We start from the raw sequence: 19108 nt of genomic DNA, 5'->3' as shown, positions 1-19108 counted from the left end.
ACGCAGGGGGATGACTTTATAGGTATAAGAACGTGAATTTAAATACCGTTAGCGAATAACGATATGGCTTTTGAGGTGTGGTGCCTTTTGGGCCTTCGCCTTCGCGAGCAAGCCTGCTCCCACAGGGGTAATGTGGTCGACAAATCCAATGTGTGGGGCTTGCTCGCGAAGGGGCCATCAGCCCCAAAATAGACCGCCGCGAGGCGTTGCTTGAGGCGTTCTCCGAAAAGACAACAGCAAGCCCATTAGAGGTGTCTGCCGTCAGTTCGTCTGGCTGTGTCAGCAGCTGGGATTATTCGGAGAAAATCAGGTTGTGCCTTGCCCAAGTCCCGCTTGAGCAGAAATAGACTAGCGCATATCCGCATAAGGCGACATCGGCTCCACCGGTAGCGGCAGGTTGCCTTGCCAAGGGTCAAACGTGTAGCGCAAGTAAAGCAAGGCGCGACTCGGTGCATAGCCCTCGCTGTGCTGCCAAGTGATGCCGGTACCCAGCACCAGGCTGTCGGAAAGGCGACGCTCCACGAGGCCCTGGAGACGGAAATTGATGCCGTTGCTGCTACTGCCACTCTTGGTCTGGGACGGGTTGTCCACCAGGGTCTGATTCGATTGCGCTAGCAGGTTTTGCAGTTCGGCTTCACGATTGTCTTTGGGGTAGAGGTCAGAGCCGTCGATTTTCGCAAACGACCAGCCCACCGAGCTTTCGAGCAAGGCCGACCAGTCAGCGTTGCGCCAGGCATAGTTCACCGGCACGCTGACCGAGTAGTACTGCTGTGGGCTGTAATAGCCGCCCTGGCCGAGGGTGAGTTCGCTTAAGTCCTTGTCGTACCCCATGTACATCAGGGTCAGGCCAGTGCGCAGACGTTCGTCGGCACGTTCCACCAGGCGATAGTAATAGCCACCCATGGCTGTGCGTCGCTGATTGTTCTCAACGTTCTGGCCCACTAACCAATGACTGCTCAGGCTTGCCCACACGCCATCATCGCCGCCTTGGTCATGGCTCAGTCCCAGGGTGAAGCCGTTGGCCGTAACCCCGCCCCACTTGGTTCCGGTGACCGGATCGACCGCACCGGCATACGACACCAGTGAGTTGGTCAGGGGCCGCCGCGATACCGTGAGGCGGTAGCCCAGGCTGCTCCAGTCACCGCTGTAGGTGACACCGCCTACCCAGTTGGACACCGTGAATTCTTGTGGCGTATGGCCAAGGTCGAAGGCCCAGCGATCATCGTGCCAGCCCATGCCCAGCAGGGTGCCGCGCACGCTCTGCGGAGCGGTGGCACAGCCACCCTGCACCACCGCGCACAAGCCGAACTGGTCGGTGCTGGAAAAATTGCTGACATCCAGATCGATGTCTTCGGCCTGAACGAAACCCTGTCCTTGCGCCACCGGCGCGTCGATGCGCAGGATGGTGGTTTGGGTGGTCAGGTCCGAAACCCCAGATGAGCTGTTGTCGGTGCGCCAGGCGAGGTCGTGGTACAGGTTCACCGTCGGGTTCTGCTTTTGGTACAGCTCGTCGACGTCGCTGCGGATGCTGCGCTGCAACCAGTCATCGCTGTCCTTGGCACGGCTGGCCAAGGTCATGGCACGGTTGTCGCGCGGTTCGGCCTGTTGCGGTTCGATCATCCTTGCCGCGCCCATGCTGCGCGCATAGCCATCCAGAGCCCGCTGCGGCTCTTCTCGGGACAGCAGACGCGCCGCATCCCGGTAGACCAGCGGATTACTTTGCGGGGTCTTGAGCAACTGCGCGAACAGCGCGTTCGCACGAGTCTTGTCGCCCAGCGACGCCCAGGCATTGGCCAAGCGACGCTGGAACGACGCATCGGCCGGTACTGGCGCAGTCACTGTCATAAGGCTGGCCTTGGCGGCGTTCGGCTGACCGCGGGCGATCAGCACTTCGCTCAGGCCCAGTTGGGCCTCGGTATTTTTCGGCGCGCTGGCCAGCACCTTGCGGTAGCGGCTTTCGGCCTGCGCGAGGTCGCCACGCTGCTGGGTCCAGTCGGCCAGGGTCAGGTAGTCGTCAGTGGACGGCGCGCGCATCAGCAGCGCTTCGGCCTGAGCCTCATGGCCGCCGTCGCGTAGTGTCCGGGCCTTCGCGAGCAACTGGCGACGCTGCAGACGTGCCCACAGCTCGTTCATGTTGTCGCTCCAGGCGGCGCGAGGGATCTGTTGCAGACTGCCCACGGCATCGCCGTCACGATCACCATTGGCCAGAAACAGGCCGTGGGCATAGCGCGCCTCGGTGTTCTGGCCCTGACGTTGTAACAGCCAGTGGAAGCTTTGATCGGCCTCGGTATTGAGGCCCAGTTCGCGCTGGGCATTGGCCAAGCGGTACACCAGCCAGGGATTGTCCGGGTCCAGCACTCGAGCCTTGCTCAAGGCTACCGTCACCTGCGCCCAATCGCTGCCTCGGGTGGCGTCATCGGCTTGCGCGTTGAGGCGATCCAGCGTCAGTCCCCGACGCACGCCTTGGAACTCTTGCTGCTCCTTGGGCGTCAGGCTGTCGAGGTAGTGCTCGGCCTTTTCCGGTGATTGCGACTGGTACAGACGGACCATCGCACGCACCACGCTTGCGTTGTTCGGATCGAGCTTGCGCGCCTGCACCAACAGGGCTTCTGCGGTGATGTCATCTGATTCGCCCCGGGCAGCGTAGGACAGGCCGATCAGCGGCGCAGGATCGTCCGGCTTGGCTTTGGCCGCCTGCCGATACCACTTTTTCGCGACGGGATAATCCTTTCGCTCAAGGGCTTCATCACCCTTTTGCAACAGCATCCACTGGTAGTTGGCAGCCTTGAGATCCTGCCACTTGGCGATCCAGTAGGTGTCCTGCTCGATGGCCGAGGCCTGGACGAAAGTGTTGTATGCCGCTTCGTGCTTGTTCTGGCGCATCAGCAAAATACCCAGCGAACCGAGCAGGCTGGAGTCTTGCGGATAACGCTTGATCGCCCGACGCAAACTGGCTTCAGCGCCGACGTTGTCGCCGGCTTCGAGCAATGCCTTGCCTTTGACTCCGGCCTGCCAGGCCGGATCAGCCAGGTATTGCTCCTGCTCATGCAGCTGTCTGGTCGCGTCAGCGTGCAAGCTGGCGTAGGGGTAGAACTTCAGAAAAGTCCGCCAGCCCTGCGCGGTTTCGTGCCCTACCGGCTGCTTGAGCCAATAGTTGTATTCGCGTTCGGCAGCGTTATTGCTGGCGTTCGGATCGCCAGCCAATTGATGCAGGACGTCCAGCGCCTCGGGATCACGTTTTTCGGCAAACAACAGGCCGGCCAAAGTCTGGCGCAGCGAGGCATTGCCAGGATACTGCCGGTCCAACTCGCGCAACTGCTCTATCACCACCGGGCGCTCAGCCTTGATGCCGCTACGCACGTTCAGGTATTCCAGGGTCGTGGCAAAGTCCGGCATGTCATCGCCGAACAATTGCCGATAGGCTTTGACCGCGTCTTCGGAACGGCCGGCGACGGCCAGCAGGCGCGCCTCCTGCACGGCCCTCTGACCATCGGTGCCGTGCATTTTCAGCAAGCTCTCGGCCTGACGCAGGGCCGCAGTGCCTGGCGCCTGCTGGCGCAGTTGGGCGACCAGGCGTTCGGCTTCCGGCTGGTTCTTTTGCAACAGTGCCTGGCGGACTTCAACGACTTTCACCATCGGATTGTCCGGGGCGATCAGCTCCAGACGAGCCAACGAGTCATGCACCAGGTCTTCGCGGTACATAGCCTCACCAATGCGGACTTGCTCCAGCAGCCATTGCTGCTGGTCGGGCGGACTGAGAGGCTGACCCAGGGCGACCCCATAAACGCTGCTCAACAGCAGCCCAAAACCGGTCATTTTGTGCATGCGGCAGTCCAGTTTGGCACGAGGTACCCGTTTTTATCGAAGCGATAACGTTGTTGGTCCCAGCCCTGCCCGAACAGCGTCAGCGACTGGTTGTAATAGGCATCCGCCAAGGGCGGCTGTTGTTGCAAGCGTTGGCGCTCAGCCTTGAGGGCACCCGCACTGTCCGGGCTTGCGGCCAGCAACGGCAGCAATGCGGCAGTGAAGCCGACCGGGGCGATGCCATTGTCGAGGCCGGTGGTGATGTCGACTTTTTCCGGCACATGGCCCAGCCGCGCAGTCAGGTCCAGCATGGGTTTGAAGTGCTCGATCAACCCGGCGCGCCCCGGCGCATCTTTGTCCAGCATGCCCAGCCAGAGGTAGACGCGAATGGCGTCATAGCTTCCAACACTGCCCTTCTGACTGTCCACGGCCCAACCCTGACCGGCTTTCCACAGTTGCCAGTCGGATGCCAGGCCCTTGGGCGAACTTTCGATCAGCAGACGCTCGGTGTTGCTCGCCAGCTCCGCCCAAATCGGTGCTTCCTGGGCGAAGCGTGCAAGCAATTGCGGTGGCAGATAGCTGGCATTCAGACGCCAACCCTCGGCATTGTCGAACCCGACGTCGCCGGGCAACAGCATCAGACCCAGGCCCGGTAGCTTGCGCAGGCTTTGCGCAGCACTGCGCCAGAGCAGGTTACGGCCCAATGCCAGGTAAGTCGGTTGATGCCACAGACGCCCAGCTTCCAGCAGGCTATAGGCGATCCACAAATCGGCGTCGGTGGCATTGTTGCTATCAAGTACCTGCCAGCGGCCAGTTTTTTCGCGGCCCCACTGCCACGCCGGTAGCTGCCGGTTAAGGTCTCCGTCGGCCAGATTGTCCTGGGTCCAGCGCAGCACCTGGGCGAAGCTTTTACGGTCATTGCCCAGCAGGGCGAAAAACAGCCCGTAGCTCTGCCCTTCAGACGTGGAGATCAACTGCTCCGAGGAGTGGTCAATTACCCGTCCGTCCGGACTCAGCATGGCCTGGCGATAATTCTGCCAGGCCGGCCAGGCGCATTCCGCAGCACCAGCAGAGCCAGGCGCTATGATGATCGTGGTCAAAGCCAGAGTGAGGAAGGCTTTCACCCGACTACTCCTGGCCAGCCAGACGACGACGGGCAGCCCAACGTAATGCACGCCACAGCAGGAAAGCCGTCAGCAGCACACTGATGGTGGCCATGGTCGCCAGCAGGATCGGGTGCTCGGACAATTGGTACCAAAGCAACAACCACCACGGAAGATGGCCGACGAAGTACTGCTGGCCCACCCAACTGCTGCCTACGCCACTGCTGCGGATCAGGGCCACGGAACCGGTAACGGCGTCTAATTTTCCAGTGTCGCCCAAGGTGTCGCGCAGCAGTTGGTAATCGGCGTCATCACTGGCCAGCAAGGCCACAATGCTGCGCTTTGGGTGATACGGCGACTGCAAGCCGACGATGGCGGCGATCGGTGCATGGGCGCTGACGTCGACGCGGTTGGCACCCAGGTCGCGCTCATCGCTGAACTGGCCGACGCGGGCCGATTTACCGTTCTGCTCATTGGACGGTTTGAGTAGCCAGGCACGCGTCTTGTCCAGCACCAGATTGGCATCGGCACCATCGCCCACCCCCGCCGCCATGGCGCCGAAGACCAGCAGATCGACATCTGCCTTCGCGTCGTCCCAGTTGTCCGACAGCCGCAAGTCAAACGCTGGCAGGCCTGAGCGCGCGGAGATTCCAGCAATGGTCTCGAACAGAGTGCTCAGTTGCACAGGTCGACTGTGGGCCGGGACCATCACCAGGGTTTCCGACAGGTCAGCCATCCGGCTGTATGGAAAACCGCCTCGGGCAAAGGCGCGCAGGTCTGGCATGGCGATGTAGTGATAGTAGCCGGACAGGTCAATGGTCGACTCTTCATCGATCACGGCCTGGTTATTCACCGGCAGCGAAGTCTGGCAACGGTCGCGCTGGGCACTGCCATAGGTACTGGCGAAGTTGAAGTCAAAACGCAGGGTGTTACGGTCGCCAATCTTAAGCGCCGGCACCAGCAGCTTGTCGCTGAGGTTAGCCGACTCGTTGGACAACACTGCCAGGCGCAATTCCTCCAGACGACTGTCGGTCTTGCTTTGCAGCGGCAGGCTGGTGATGAACTGGTTGTTCAGGCTGATGGTCAAGCGCGACTCGTCGTTGACCGACGGTGGCGTATAACGGAACTTGGTTTGCAGCGGAATCCCTTGGTTACGCCAGACGAACAGGTCAGGCGGCAGATTCACGTCCACCGTGATGGGCCGTGGCTGCAGACCGTTGGCCTGAAGCTGCTCGGGGTACTTGATCAACTCGGCGAAGCGTACCGAGCGGTCCGTGCGCATCCAGTTCGGCGCGTCATAAGGCACCCGGGGTTTGAGCTGCTCGACCTTGTTGACGGTAACGTTCGAGCCACGAAACGCGCCTGCGCCCAAGGCCAGGGCGCGGGCGGCCATAGCCAGATCATCGTCGTTTCGACCCAACACCAGCAACACCTTGCTGTAGGGATCCTGCGGGTTGTCGATCATCTGGACAACGGGCGCATCCACCACCGGGAACTTGTCTGTGTCAGCCAGGAAGGACGGGCGATGATCGTTGGTGGCGAAAACAATGGCCGACCTGGCGCGATGGTGTTCATCGGCGGGCGGAAGCTGGTCGAAGAGAACGGGGAACTGCGCACCACGCCAAGCGGCCTGGCTGCCGAAATAGGACGCCAGGATACCGGCTGCACGCTGCTCGCCCAGGGTCGGCGCATCGGCGAAGACCAAATTGAGGACCGGCTTGTCCTGACCTCGAGTATCGAAGAAAGGCATCGGAAAATAGGCCAGGTCGTTCTTGAGCGTCAGTGCCTGCTCCTGCAACTGGATCTGGCTACTGCGCCCCACGTTCAACCATAGCGTGCTGTTGGCCGGATCTTCGCAGATATCGGTGTAGTGACCGACGAACTCCAGGCGTACGCGGTTGAAGTCCGCAATCAGACGCGGGTCCAGGGCTACCGATTGGTTGACCCTCTTGCCCAATTGGTCCTTCTCGATTGGCACAACGCTCATCAGCACGTCATTGAGATACACACGTAAATGCGAGATCTGTGGCAGCAGCGAAGGCGACGGCGTGTACTCCAGCTGCAGTTTCGCGTCGCTGGCGATGCGATCACGGCGCAGGCTGAATTCGATCTGGTCGCTATTGTGGATGCCCAGCAATAGGCTGTCGGCGGGACGGCCCAGCTGTTCGAAGGTGTACGCGGTGCTCCAGCTCGGTACGTTGCTGACCGCAGCCGACGCGACAGGCGCAAGTGCGGTGGCGGCCTGGGCGCAACCGGCGGCCAGGAGCGCCAGACTGGCAACAAGGGATTTGCTGAAGTAGCGGCTCATGGTGCGCTCACTGATCGAGAGTTGGGAGTTGAGGCAACTGCCGGCATGCGCGGCAGAAAACTGGCCAGCCAGCGCAACATTCGCAAAGGCGGGCCGGCGATGCGGCGGATCCAGGCAGGCAGGTATTCGTAGAGGCGGTAGTAACCGGTGCCGCCCAGTTTGACGATGTCCAAAAAGCTCTGCAGCGGGCGATCCGGGGTGAAATTCTCGTCCCAGTTGAGCCAGGCGTCGGCGCGGGCGAACGTGCACTGCACAAAGTCGATTTTCTGTTGTGCATTGAGGCCGGTGAAGCTGATGCCGATGAAGTTCTTGTGGCTGCGGCAGATATAGCCCGGGAACATGAATTCACGAGTGCCGCGCTTCATAATCAGCGAGATGCTCCCGCCCACCGCTAGCGACAGCGAGGTGTCGAGCTGGATGCCTGCGCCACCGTCGGAATAGTCCTGCAACATGCCTGGGTAAGAGTGACCACTTTCAAGGCGCACTGCAGCGGGTAACTTGACGTTTACACGATGGGTCTGGCGAACCTGGCGCGCTTCAGCGGCGACCGCCATGGCGGCCCCAATGATCACCAGGTTGTAGACCACCCAGAGCATGCTCACCACAACGGTGACGATCTCGTCGCGGGGCCCGCAGATCAGACGCCAGATGGCAAAACCCAAGCCGGTAATGTTTATCAACGACAGTAGCAAGTACGGTTGGGCGATTTTCCAGTCAAACTGGTTGTGCTCCATCAGGCCGCCCTTGGCGGTGACGTTGAACTTGCCCTTACTGGGGTTGAACAGTGCCACGGTAGTGGGACGCGCGATGTACCAGGCCAGTACGGTTTCGTACACCTCACCCCAGAACGTCCGACGATAGGCGCCCTGCATCCGCGAGTTGGTGAGGCTGGCGTGAATCATGTGCGGCAGCACGTACAGCAGGATCATCAGCGCCGGGGCGTAGATGATGTAGGCATGCAGGAACAAAAACGCCATCGGCGCCATCAGAAACACCAGGCGCGGCAGGCCGGCCAAAAAGTGCATCATCGCGTTCGCGTAGCAGATGCGCTGGAAGAGGGTCAGGCCTTTTCCGAGCAAGGGGTTGTCGGTACGGAATATCTGCGCCATGCCACGGGCCCAGCGAATGCGCTGGCCGATGTGTGCTGACAGACTCTCGGTTGCCAGGCCGGCCGCTTGCGGCACCTTGATATAGGCCGAGTTCCAACCGTTGCGGTGCAGGCGTAGCGCCGTGTGGGCGTCTTCGGTAACTGTCTCGACGGCAAAGCCGCCGATCGCGTCCAGCGCGGTGCGCCGCAGCACCGCGCATGAGCCGCAGAAAAATGCCGCGTTCCACATGTCGTTGCCATCCTGAATCAACCCGTAGAACAGCTCACCTTCGTTGGGGTGCTCGCGGAACACATTGAGGTTGCGCTCAAAGGGATCCGGTGACAGGAAATGGTGCGGGGTCTGCACCAGCGCCAGTTTCGGATCACGCAAAAAGCCCCCGGTGGTGATTTGCAGAAATGAGCGCACAGGTATGTGGTCACAGTCGAAAATGGCGACCAGTTCGCTGTTCAGCTGCTTCAGCGCATGGTTGAGGTTACCGGCCTTGGCGTGACGATTGTCGTTGCGAGTGATGTAGCCCACTCCGACTTCAGCGGCGAACTGGCGGAAACTCTCGCGTCTGCCGTCGTCGAGAATGTAGATGTTCAGCTTGTCGGCCGGCCAATCGATGCCCATGGCCGCGTACACGGTACCCCGCACGATTGACAGGTCTTCGTTGTAGGTCGGGATCAACAGGTCGACGCTGGGCCACAGGCGCGTGTCGCGGGGCAGCGGCGCCGGTTTGCGGCCCAAGGGCCAGCAAGTCTGGATGTACCCCAGGATCAGCACCACCCAGGAATAAGTTTCGGCCACCAGCAGGATCATCCCGCAAGCCAGGTCCAGAGGCTGGTTCCAGTTCAGGGTCGAGGTGTAGCGCCACCACAGGTAACGGCACGAGACGATGGTCGACAACACCACCATCAGCAGCGTCGAAAAGCGTCCCGGAACCCGCCGCACCAGCATGGCCAGCCCCCACAGCAGCAAGACAAACACCAGTTGGGCGACGTAGCCGAAGGGCTCGGTGATGCACAACAATGTAAAAATGAAGGCGACGACACCGATGGCCAAGTTGACCCATCGTTGGTTGCGACGGTCCAGGCCTTTCCACCAATGGCTGCTCTGGCGAATCTGCTGGCTGGCCTCGGCGCGCACGGGCAGTTCTTCCAGCGCCTTTCCGATCCGGGTCCACAGCCGCAGGTACAGCGCCCCGACGGCTTTAAGCCAGGCTGGGGTCGCCAGCGTCCACGCCGGCGGCCTGGTCGGGCGAACCAGCAGCAGCCAGAGGCTTTGCACCGCATAGCGCAACGGGTCGCCCAGGCTCGGTGCCTTGTTGGTCAGTTGCGGATACCAGCGCTTGGGCTGATCGAGCACAGCGCGCCAGTTCGGTGACTCCAGGCGCAACAGCAGCCACGCCAGGGCGCTCATTGTCGCCAGCAGCAGCGCAACTGGCGGCGCACAGTCATAGCGCCGCCGCAGGTGAACATAAGGGAAAACGCGGGCGATCATACCGTCTCCAGGCGTCGGGTCAGGCACCAGATGGCCAGACTCAACACATCCTGGGCAGCCAGGCTGGCTTCGGCATAAGCTCCCACCGGCTTCTTGAACGCCAACGCTTCGCGCATGGCTTCATCCTGATGCACGCTGAGTGGCAACAGGCGGGCACCATATTGTTTGCGCCAGATCAGCAGCAGGTCGCGCTGCAATTGGCTGACCGGGTCGAAGCGGTTGATCAGCAGATGCTCGCTGGGGACTTCGCCCTGCTGCAACAGCACATGGCAGGCGGCATCCGCCTCGACTATCCGCAGGCGCAACGCACAGGGCCCAATACGAGCATGACCGGGCAATCGCAAGGGCACATCGAACAGGATCCAGTCAAAGTGTTCGGCAAGGCTGGCCTGTCGGCGGCGCCACAGCTTCGGCTCCCTGAGCAGGTGTTGCTCGATTTGATCCTGCTCTTCCAGTTTCAGGCGACCATAAGGCAACACGTTCAATCCCGGCTCCACGGTCCAGGCCTGTGTGTTCCAACCCACACCGTCGATCATGGCGCGCGCCCAGCCGCCGGGTTCGCTGACGCTGACGCCGAAGTGCAGGCGAAGCAGGTTCTCCGGACACATGTCGACCAGCAGCACACGCTCGCCGAGACTATGCAATGCATGACCAGTGGCCGCTAGCAGTGAGCTGGTGCCGACGCCGCCGCGCAGACCACGCAGACTAAGGGCGGTCACGACAGCGTCTCCAATTCGGACTCATGCACCATTGGCAGGACCGCCGGTTGCTGGCGCTCCATCTCCGCCAGCAGCGGCCAGCGATGTAGGGCTTTTTGCAATTCGATCTGCGCAGAGATGTCCACGTAGTCCAGTTCGGGCAGCTCAAGCTCCAGTTTCAGGCGGGCGATGTCATCGGCACGATCCGCACGCGACTGCACCCCGGCCTTCACTTGAAGCGCTGTGGGTAGGGCAGCCATCCTGCTTTCTCCTTGATCCGTATGTAAGGTTTTCCGGCGTAGTCAACGACCACAGTGCCAGCGTTTTCGGAGACTGCCGCCGTCTGCGGCAGGTTTCTCAGCAGTGCCGGCCAGTTAGGACCCTGGCCATCCGCCTGGGGTTGGGCGCTGTACAGACGACTGATGATTTCCGACAGGGCCAGGAAACTACTTGGCTCGGTGATGTGCAGTGGTGTGGCATTGGGGTTGCGGCCCATGCCCACCAGCTTGATGCCGACCGGCACATGGGTGATGGACTGGCTCGGTATCTCGCGCATGCCGGATATCTGCATGCTGTCGCCATGCAGCGCCGCGCCATGCTCCGGCACAATCACCACCACCACCCGACGGCCACTGAGCTCCAGTTGTTTAATGAAGCCATTGAGGTCGTCGATCAGCCCTTGGGCACGCGGTTTGTAATCACTGCTCTTGGTGCCGCCATCGGCGGTCAACGCACGGTTGCCGTCATGCAGCGTGGTGGTGTTGTAGAACAGCGCCACGCGATCGCTCTTTTCTTCTTCGCGGTGCTTCCACCAGGTGTTCAATACCTGAGCATCGCGCAGGATCGGCGAACCGTCGAAGCCCACCAGTGCACGCGGCAATTTGCTGGTACTGACGGCGGGGGCCGGCAACGAACCTTGGGCGCGGACTTCGTCAAGGAAGCCTTCGAACTGCCCGGTGTGGTTGAGCATCACTTCGCTGGAAAAGCCCAGCTTGCTCAAATCGTCCATCAACATGCACTGCTCCGGGGCAGTGCCGTAGAGCTGGCTGTGCGGAACCTGCCCACAACTGGCGCGCAACAGGCGGATGGCTGCCGGGCCGCTGTAGGAAGTGGCCGAGTTGAAGCTGTCGAAAATCACGTCCATCTGCTGGAACAGCGTGTTATCGCGCAGGTCCACGGCTTCCAGATCATCCCAGGCCATGGAACAGATATTGATCAGCAACAGGTCGAAAGGCTGCACGGCAGAAGTCGCAGGCTTGAACTCCACCTTACGTCCGGCCTCGTTGCTATAGAACTTCTGCAGGTAGGCTTCCAGTGTCGCGCTGTCCGGGACGGCTGTGCTCACCGCAGCCATGGAGGCGCCACTGGCCGGCGCCGCGACCGGCTCGCTGCTGGTGTGCAGGGCCAGCACATTGGCGCTGGCCAGCCAGGCCAAACCCAGCACGCTCAAAGTGGTCAGGCGCAGCCAGTGACGGACGAAGGCATAGAGCACCGCCAGCACAGCCAAGAGCGCGCACAGGTTCCAGTCGATGAAACGACCCGCCAGCTCGACCACGTATGCGCCGCTGAAACTCATTACACCAGGCTGGGCCAGCAGGCGGCTGAAAGGGGGCAGCCAGGTATCCTGGTAAAACAGCGCAACGCCCACGGGGATCGCAATGACCGTGCGCAGGATACGCAAATAACGATGCGGCAACGGCAGCAGCAATGTCGCAGCGAACACCAGGTTGGGCAATACCTGCAGGTTCAGGTAGCCAGCCCACAGCAGTACGAACTTAAGGATGAAATACAGATTCCAGGGACCCAGGCCCGGCCAGACGCGCACTGACGCCGGGTTAATGACTTCATACCGGCTCATGGGGCTCGCTCTGGGCAGGGACGCGACGACGCACGCCGCAGGATTTCAGGTAACGCGGGGGCAAGAGGCCCTGCACGACGGCCAGAAAATGGCGACCGAACCTGATCAGTACCACGATCAGTGCCAAGGTCAGCAGGCTGCTGAGGCCAATCACCTGGATTAGCTCGGAATAACTCATGAACAGGGATCCGTAATGGGTAGTGTGGTGCGTTGAGGCGAATAGGCGCCACGCCCAGCGGCTTTGGCGGAACTACCGGCTGTGCGCTCTTCTGCCAGAAGGAACGCGGGAGGCAGCAAGGCTGCCATGAGGAAGTCCTCGCGCGGCAACGCTTCAACGCCGGGGAGAATCTCGAAGTCGCTGAACAGATCGCGCCAGGCCAGCCGGCAGATATTCCCCAATGCGGGTTCCAGCCCGTCCGCGCGACAGGCAAACAGGAACAGATAAAAGGCACCGTTGACCACGCAGGCGACGTCACCGAAACGACGCAAGCTGATTTGATTCAAGTACTGCTCGATTTCCAGGCCACCGCGCGGTATCAGTTTGAGCAGTTGATGGCTGATTTCGCCAGAGGCGCCGCTGTAGACGCGCTCCACCATGCTGATGAATTCCCGGGGCGCTAACAGGCCACGCTCGGCGGGCGGCCGCAGGCGTTCGAATAGCGATTGGAAGTCGGTGGTGCGGCTCCGGCGCCAGACCTGGCCCTGGGCACTGTCGATGATGCTGAAGAAGTGTGCCAGCGTAGTCCCATAGGGCACGGTGATGTTGGCGCCGCAGGACACCAGCAGACGCTCGTCCCGATAACGCAGGCAGGGCTCCATCTCGCGTACGATGATCTTCAGCGCGATGCCGCAGCGCTCGCGCAGGGCGTGAATCTGACGGGCCAACTCTTCGACCTGCAGGTTGTTGTCGATGGCCACGATGATGCTGGCACCACGAGCGTGGCTGGCTTGCTGGAGCAAGTCCTCGCGATTCTCGAACAGCCTCCATTGATCCGACATCGGCGGCGAGCCCTCAAGCACAGAACGCTGGGTCAGGTAGATCCGCTGGTCATCGGTATGGGTCAGTTGCACATTGGCCTGCTCATTGACCGATAGCGCAAAACCGTCCACCTGCAACTCGAGCTCGAACTCCTGCCCGCTGCACACGCCCAGTTCGCTGTGCCAGTAGTGCAATTGATAGCGAATACCACCATCACGGCGATAGAGCTGAGCGAGCCCGGAGATCGTATCGTTGAGCCGCAACAAACGATCATGCAGCTGAGGCGTCTGGCCATGGCTGATCACCAACAGGGGGCATTGGCGTGCGCCCAGCCATTTCCTCAGGGACAGGCAGCAATACCGCAGCTCTGGCGCGACGTCGCTCTGCCAAGCGCTGTCCGGCAGCATCAGCACAATGGTAGTGCCAGCAACCGGAGCAGCACGGGTCAGCTCGCCGACCAGCGATTTGAGGGTCAGGCCGATATCGTCTTTTTTGATGTCAAACAGCTTCAGCTGACCAGGACCGGTATCTGCCGCCAGCTTCTGGGCCAGGTCCTGACTTGAATGTCCGCAGCACACTAACATCCCTCGCGCATTGGCCGGCATCGCTGCCAGGCACTGGACCGCCAGCGCGGCAGAATCGCTCGCCTGATCCACTGCCACCCAATAAAGCCCGCCGTCGCGCAACAGGATCTGCTCATCACGCAGATGGCGAATGGCTAAGGTGACCTGACTCAATCGTAGTTCCCTTCTCTTTGAACCGGATGCGGCACGTTCAGCACCTCCTCTCCGGTAAAGCTTTGCAAGAGTGTCATTTTTCTGACGAACAATAAGCACTCCGAGCCAGGCTCAGTGTCAGGATTAATCAGCAAAAATAGGATGTTGCACTGCCAGGTAACCCCCCTGTGGTGCTCAGGGCGTCAGCTTTCAAAGCAATATAGAGCCGCAGGAAGTAGATGAGACATCCTATCCTCCGCCGATCACCATTCCCGGACTCTCATACACCTCGAAAATGGCGCGCAATTGTTATGATGTCGGACTGCTAGTGTCAATAAGTCGTAAGCAATGAGGTCAATTATTGCGGACAAACGGTGACGCAGGACATTTCGCCGTTTTATTGGCGACCACGTGATCAGCCAATTTCAACAAGCTGATTGCTGACATCCGTAGCCCATACGCTTGAGAGCCGTATTGAGGGTGTTCTCGCTGATCCGCTTTGATAGGTCACTGTGATGCGACAGCAAAAAACGCTGTGCTGAACGCCTGCGCCTGAGCAGCTCACGGACTATCGCTCTGCTGATAGGCATTACCACTGATCAGATAGGAGGCCTTCCGGCGGCGGTACCCACTCCGAGGGCGTGTTCAAAACCACGGCCAACTGGTTCCAGAGCGCCGATGCCGTTGCCAACAAGGGCGCGACGAACCTCACGTACTTCATCACCGACGGCAAACCGACTTACTACCAGAGTGATGAATCGACAACCCGAATCTGTATACCGGCGCCAAACTCGCCAGCGTAATCACCACCAGCAACTCCCAGTGGGGCAAAGCGATCAGCCTGTACCCGGACAGCAACCACCAGATCGATCTCACCGCTTCGGGCAACGTCACAGTCTGGACCAAGTCCGGCGACAGCTGGTCATATAAAGATTTCGGCACACTGCACGCCCAAGGCGATGGTACGGATGAGTTCTCGTCCCGCGGTGGCAACGGCAGCAGCACCGGCTCCAGCGCCATCGACAACTCCACCGACAGCTTCGCGTTGCTAAGCAAGGTGTAGACGGTAGAAGCCATCGGCATAAACAAGGATGTCACCCTTGGCGATCTGAAGCCGTACGACTCGGATAAAACACCGCAAACCAACGTCGATCCGAAAGACCTGGCCAACTCGATCATCGGGCACACCGAAGCGACGATGCCTGGCGCCGACATGGTCAATGACGGCGGCAAGGGCAATGACATCCTGCTCGGTGGCACGGGGAAAGACTCGCTGATCGGTGGTTCGGGTGCCGACACCTTCGTCTGGAAGGCTGGCGACACCGGCAGCGACGTGATCAAGGACTTCAAGGCCAGCGAGGGCGACCGCATCGACTTGCGCGATCTGCTGCAGGGTGAAACCGGCAGCACCATCGACAACTTCCTGAAGATCACCACCGTGGATGGCGTTTCGTCCCTGCAAGTCAGCTCCGCCGGCAAATTCAACGGCGCCGACGCCGCAGCGGCAGCACCGGATGTGACGATCAAGCTGGAAGGCAACAACTGGTCCAGCGCCAACATTAACTCGTTGATTGCCGGCAGTGACCCGACCATCAAAATCGATCACAACAACAGCTGATCCAACAAAAAACGGCCGCCCTTATGGGGCGGCCGTCACGTATGCGCCCAACACCCTGGTGACGATTTCGTCGCCGCACCGCATACTCGCGTCCAGTTGGCCTATGCTGCTGACAGCATGACGCTGGTCCATTTCCGAGGGATGTTCAATGTTCTACGTGCTACGCGATGCGCAAGGTCAGTTAGTGCGCGTGGAAGCCGCGGCCTACGCCGAGGCCACGGAAACGCTGCCAGCCGACCACCATGAAATCCAGGCCTGGTACGCCAACGAGGTAGTGGAAACCAGCCTCAAACAGCTCAAGCAGAGCGACCTGGAAATGATCCGGGTACTCGACGATTTGATCCAGGTGTTGACCAGCAAGGGGGTGATCCGCGTCACCGACCTGCCGGCCGCCGCCCAGGCCAAGCTGATGGACCGGTCACACGCCCGTGAAGCGTTGGGTGGGTTGAGTCAATTGATCGATGATGATGAGACGGGGTTGATCTAGCGCCCCGTTGTTGTCTGTACGGACGCCTTCGCGAGCAAGTCGAATCGTCGCACCGCCGCTCCCACATTAGATCTTCAGCGAACACAGCATGTGTGAGCAGCCGAGATTCAATGTGGGAGCGGCGGTGCGACGATTCGACTTGCTCGCGAAGGCGGACTGATTGACGATTCAGCTATGAAGCCTTACTTCCAAGGCTTCGGCTCACCAAACAACTGCCCCTGAACCCCATACAACCCCATCTCACGAATCACCATCAACTCCCCTTCCGTCTCGACCCGCTCGGCAATCAACGGCAAATCGATACTGTGCGCCGCCCGCTGAATCGCCTCGATGAACAGGCGCTTGTCGCTCTCCTGATCAATCGCCCGGATGTAACTGCCGTCGATCTTCAGATACGCCAACCCAAGCCGCGCCAGGTTGCCGATCATGCTGAAGCGCCCGCCAAAGCGTTGCAGGCTCAGGGAGAACCCGAGTTCGTGCAGGCGTCGCGTCAGCTCTTCCAGCATGGCTTGCTCCGGCAACTGCTCCTCACCGATTTCCAGGGTCAATCGCTCCCCGAGATCCGAATGCTGACGCAGGATTTCGAAGACTTTATTCAATGCCTGCGGATCGGTCAGCGTCGCTGAAGACAGGTTCAGCGCCAGCGACTCTTTATGGTCGGCCATCTGCTCAAGCACCAGTTCCAACATCAGACGGTCCAACCGCGCGGTCCAGCCAAAGCGCTCGAGCCACGGCAGGAAGCGCCCGGCGGGAATGGTTTGGCCCTCGTCGTCGATCAAACGCGACAGCACCTTGTAGTGCAGCACCAACTGCGTGTCCTGGGCGGCCACCACCGGCTGGAAATACAGCTCGAAACGCCGCTGGCTCAACGCCTGTTCCAGTAAGTTGTGCCAGGCATGATGGTCGTCGCCGACGCTGGCCGACGCGCTGTGATCCAGGCAAACCCAGCTCGAATCGCCCTGGCCTTCCGCCTGAGCCAACGCCTGGTCGCCCAGCCCGAGCACCGCTTGCGGGGAGTCGCCATACACAAACGGTGCCAGCCCGATCGAGGCCACCGAGGCCACATCGGTGGCGCCCGTCGCGTGCAGGCTCGCCAAGGCACTGTCGAGGTTCTGCGCCAGTTGCAGCGCTTCTTCGCGCACCAGCCCCGGCGCCAGCACGGCGAACTCACCGCCGCGAATCCGCGTCACGAGGTTCAGGGTTTCCGGGTATTTGGCGCACTCTCGGGACAACTGCTCGCCAACCGCTTTCAACAACTGGTCAGTGCGTTGACCGCCCAACCGCTGGTTCAACCCGGCCAGGTCCCTGACCCGCAATAGCAGCAAATAACCGGAACTCGCCTGCTCCGGATTGCTCACTCGGGCGTTCAATTGCATCTCGAAATAACGACGGTTGGCCAGCCCCGTCAGGTTGTCCTGATAGGACTCGGCCCGCAGCTTTTCACTGCGCTCGGCCTGTTCCTGGAACAGCGCTTTAAGCTTCTCGACCATCTGGTTCATGGCCTGCACGACTCGCCGCAGTTCCGGCGTGCGCGGCAGTTGCGGCAGGCTGAGGAATTCGCGGCGAGCGATGGCGTGGGATTGCTTGACCATGTAATCCAGCGGCTTCAGTTGCCGGCGCAACAACAGTGCGCCCAGCACCGCGCTCACCGCACCGCAGATCAGCAACCAGCCAAGACTGCCCAGCGCGCTCTGCCAGAGTTTGGCCAACGCGAACATCGGATGGCTGACCACCTCGACCCGCGCCGCCTGCTCCCAGCCACGGCTGACGAGGGCATCACCACCGGCCGCTTCCAGCCCGATCATTTTGACGAACCAGTCCGGCACGTTGTTCACCGCTGGAATGCCGCTACGCTCGACGATGGTCTGATCAGTCTTGAGGTCGACCACGCGGATGCTCGCGTAATAACCGCTGTCGAAGATCGAACTGACCAGCAACTCGACCATCGCCGGGTCGTCGATATTCGGCGTCAGGGACAGTGCCAATGCGGTCGCGGCGTCCTGGGCGTGGGAGCGCAACTGGTTGACGTATTGGGTGCGCGAGCTTTCCAGGCTGACCACGAAGCTACCGGTGAAGGCGATCACCAGGAACAGACAGATAGCGATCAACAGCTGTTTGAACAAGGACATCTGAGCGCGTGCTCCTAGTTAGTCGTCTCGACCGGGAAACCTTCGGCCTGCATTTTCTTCAACACATCCTGCCAACGAGACAGGCGTTTGGTGTCACCGACTTTCTTGTTGCCCGTGGCGCCCGGCAACCACAACCCTTCGGCATTAAAAGAGTAGACCGGCAGCAAATCGGTTCGTTGGCTGGCCGGTTTGATCGCATCGATCAGGCTGTCGAGTACCAACGGCATGGCCTCGGGGCTTGAGTAGTAGGTCAACACCATGTGCGCCCGATTCAGGCGCAAGGCCTTGACGTACGTGATGCGCAGCTTGTCACTGGCAACGCCGAGATGGCGCAGGCTGAAATACTTGGCGATCGCGTAATCTTCGCAATCGCCGGCGCCCTTCCACAGGGCCTCGATGGGTGTTTCCCAATAATCGACCTCGTGCCACAGGTCGATGTCTTCCTCGTAACGCATCTGCTTGTTGAAGAACTGGTTGACCAATTTAAGCTGTTCGAGCTCGCCAACTTGCTTTTGCGTGACCAATAAGTGCTGCCAGGCATCAATGCGTGGCTGACCTTCGCCCAATGGCCCGTACAATGCCTGCGCGCGACGGCTGATCAGCGAAAAATCCCAATCGGCATGCAGACCGCCCAGCATAACGCCGGCCAGCAGCAACGCGCAGCACAGCCAGCGCAAAGTCCGAGGGATCGCGAAACGTACCGCCAATGCGAGGCATCCAGATCAGGCAGGTGGAAATCGGTCGATGGTGCAGATTAGCCCGGTAAAAGACAATGGCACGGTGAGATCACTGCTGGCGCGCTAAACTTTGTATGGCA

The 19108-nt window shown here is 60.6% G+C and carries 12 protein-coding genes and 1 pseudogene; 2 read left to right on the top strand and 11 right to left on the bottom strand.

Annotation, left to right across the window (positions count from 1 at the left end):
• Positions 1–348: 348 nt before the first annotated feature.
• From bcsC to bcsE, 9 genes are read right to left on the bottom strand one after another with little or no spacing between them, the layout of a single operon-like run.
• Positions 349–3825: a cellulose synthase complex outer membrane protein BcsC gene (gene bcsC, locus ACMXYH_RS01635; RefSeq protein ID WP_415766096.1), complete on the bottom strand. Its 3477-nt coding sequence runs from the start codon at positions 3823–3825 to the stop codon at positions 349–351.
• On the bottom strand, positions 3813–4928 hold the full coding sequence (bcsZ, locus tag ACMXYH_RS01630; RefSeq protein ID WP_415766095.1) for a cellulose synthase complex periplasmic endoglucanase BcsZ: 1116 nt from the start codon (positions 4926–4928) through the stop codon (positions 3813–3815). The genes bcsC and bcsZ overlap by 13 nt, the downstream gene beginning before the upstream one ends.
• Positions 4929–4932: 4 nt before the next feature.
• Positions 4933–7215: a cellulose biosynthesis cyclic di-GMP-binding regulatory protein BcsB gene (gene bcsB, locus ACMXYH_RS01625; protein ID WP_415766094.1), complete on the bottom strand. Its 2283-nt coding sequence runs from the start codon at positions 7213–7215 to the stop codon at positions 4933–4935.
• Positions 7212–9806, bottom strand: a complete 2595-nt coding sequence (bcsA, locus tag ACMXYH_RS01620; RefSeq protein WP_415766093.1) for a UDP-forming cellulose synthase catalytic subunit — start codon at positions 9804–9806, stop codon at positions 7212–7214. Before bcsA ends, bcsB begins: the two co-directional genes overlap by 4 nt.
• A complete protein-coding gene (bcsQ, locus tag ACMXYH_RS01615; protein ID WP_149631077.1) occupies positions 9803–10525 on the bottom strand; it encodes a cellulose biosynthesis protein BcsQ in 723 nt (240 codons plus the stop codon). The genes bcsA and bcsQ overlap by 4 nt, the downstream gene beginning before the upstream one ends.
• The gene (gene bcsR / locus ACMXYH_RS01610) at positions 10522–10764 is read right to left on the bottom strand and encodes a cellulose biosynthesis protein BcsR (RefSeq protein ID WP_282483430.1); all 243 of its coding nucleotides are present in this window, start codon (positions 10762–10764) and stop codon (positions 10522–10524) included. Before bcsR ends, bcsQ begins: the two co-directional genes overlap by 4 nt.
• Complete coding sequence (bcsG, locus tag ACMXYH_RS01605) at positions 10734–12362, bottom strand: cellulose biosynthesis protein BcsG (RefSeq protein ID WP_415766092.1); 1629 nt, start codon at positions 12360–12362, stop codon at positions 10734–10736. Before bcsG ends, bcsR begins: the two co-directional genes overlap by 31 nt.
• A complete protein-coding gene (bcsF, locus tag ACMXYH_RS01600; RefSeq protein ID WP_282483428.1) occupies positions 12349–12540 on the bottom strand; it encodes a cellulose biosynthesis protein BcsF in 192 nt (63 codons plus the stop codon). Before bcsF ends, bcsG begins: the two co-directional genes overlap by 14 nt.
• Entirely contained in the window at positions 12537–14078 is a 1542-nt protein-coding gene (bcsE, locus tag ACMXYH_RS01595) for a cellulose biosynthesis protein BcsE (RefSeq protein ID WP_282483427.1), read from the bottom strand. Before bcsE ends, bcsF begins: the two co-directional genes overlap by 4 nt.
• A 701-nt stretch (positions 14079–14779) precedes the next feature.
• On the opposite strand from bcsE, the pseudogene ACMXYH_RS01590 reads away from it, so the two are divergent.
• Both ACMXYH_RS01590 and ACMXYH_RS01585 read left to right on the top strand, forming a co-directional pair.
• Positions 14780–15675: pseudogene (locus ACMXYH_RS01590) on the top strand (type I secretion C-terminal target domain-containing protein); the annotation flags it as partial.
• Between the two features lie 148 nt (positions 15676–15823).
• Positions 15824–16162, top strand: coding sequence for a tryptophan synthase subunit beta (locus ACMXYH_RS01585; RefSeq protein WP_415766090.1), 339 nt, complete (start codon positions 15824–15826; stop codon positions 16160–16162).
• Between the two features lie 182 nt (positions 16163–16344).
• Here ACMXYH_RS01585 and lapD read toward each other — a convergent pair whose 3' ends face one another.
• Positions 16345–18291: a cyclic di-GMP receptor LapD gene (lapD, locus tag ACMXYH_RS01580; protein ID WP_415766089.1), complete on the bottom strand. Its 1947-nt coding sequence runs from the start codon at positions 18289–18291 to the stop codon at positions 16345–16347.
• 14 nt (positions 18292–18305) lie between these two features.
• Positions 18306–18998: a cysteine protease LapG gene (lapG, locus tag ACMXYH_RS01575; RefSeq protein WP_415766088.1), complete on the bottom strand. Its 693-nt coding sequence runs from the start codon at positions 18996–18998 to the stop codon at positions 18306–18308.
• Positions 18999–19108: the final 110 nt, after the last annotated feature.

Source organism: Pseudomonas frigoris (assembly GCF_047758635.1).
Lineage (GTDB): Bacteria > Pseudomonadota > Gammaproteobacteria > Pseudomonadales > Pseudomonadaceae > Aquipseudomonas > Aquipseudomonas frigoris.
This window is presented reverse-complemented; position numbering and strand designations above follow the sequence as displayed.